Raw genomic sequence first — 524 nt, forward strand, 5'->3', positions numbered from 1 at the left:
CTCAGGGCTTTAAATAAAAAATTATCATTTTTACGAAGTCGATCACAAATTGAAGCGGGCTATTCCTGTGGCTTATTGCGAACTTTGCGCTCAATTAATTGGCCTTGCTTATCAAAGTAGCGGCTAGGCCAGATTTCTGAGGGATGGATGCCGAGATAATTCGCAATGATCCATTCGCCTTTAGGCCACTGCCTGCTGAGTGCATTTGCTAATGTTGATGAACTGAGTCCCGTTTCACGGGAGAGAGCCGCTAAGGTTGTACCGCGTTTGCGTAATGCAGCAATAATATCGGCCTGATGCCAGTCATTTCTAACGTTATTCATTCCTGCTACCCCTTCCATTAATTAATCATTGATGGTGGCGATTCAGACAGGGTTAGCAGACTGGCACTCATACCAGCGAGACTTACGTCTCCCCTGCCTGAACCACCATTGAAAAGGCGATAACAGGCACACTGGCAAAATTTCTGCCAGTGTCTATGAGTGACAAGGCTGCTAAACCTTGACCATTGGATTTTGCCAATG

General features: G+C 45.8%; 1 protein-coding gene. It reads right to left on the reverse strand.

From position 1 onward, the window contains the following. Window positions 1-59: 59 nt before the first annotated feature. On the reverse strand, window positions 60-323 hold the full coding sequence (locus tag PSI22_RS21365; protein ID WP_046336220.1) for a helix-turn-helix domain-containing protein: 264 nt from the start codon (window positions 321-323) through the stop codon (window positions 60-62). Window positions 324-524: the final 201 nt, after the last annotated feature.

This window comes from Xenorhabdus aichiensis, from assembly GCF_028598775.1.
Classification (GTDB): domain Bacteria; phylum Pseudomonadota; class Gammaproteobacteria; order Enterobacterales; family Enterobacteriaceae; genus Xenorhabdus; species Xenorhabdus bovienii.